At 71.1% G+C, this 457-nt stretch carries 1 protein-coding gene; it reads left to right on the forward strand.

From position 1 onward, the window contains the following. On the forward strand, positions 1–416 hold a 416-nt coding region (locus tag ACYVTD_RS16720), incomplete at its 5' end, for a LysR substrate-binding domain-containing protein (RefSeq protein ID WP_461248781.1). Positions 417–457 lie beyond the last annotated feature (41 nt).

Here is a 457-nt window from a genome sequence, read left to right on the forward strand (position 1 = left end):
GCCTGGTGCCCAGGAAGGATGGACTGCACAAGGCGCTGGGCAAGCAATTGCTGACGCAGATGCGCGGCACCGGCCCCTACGAGCAGGCCGTGGCCATGGCACAGCAGCTGGCCGTGCAAAACGGCATGGTCTCCAGCGACCTGCGCATCTCGGGATCGCCCTCGCTGGCGGCCCTGGTCTCGCTGGTGCGCGAGGGCCTGGGCGTCGCCATCATGCACGGCATGCTGGTGGCGCCGCAGCTCGAAAGCGGGGAGCTGGTGGAGCTGGAACTGCCCACGCCGCCCTCCTTTCGCATCACCACCTGGTACCCCAAGAGCCCGTCACCCGGCGTCACCGACACGGCCCAGGTGCTGCGCCGGGCCTGCAAGAGCTACTGCAAGCGGGTCAGCCCGCATCTGGCGCGGTACATCGGCTAGGGCGCGGGTGCCGGCGGCGGCGCCTGCCCGGGCGACCCCGG

This window comes from Treponema sp. R6D11 (assembly GCF_054786075.1).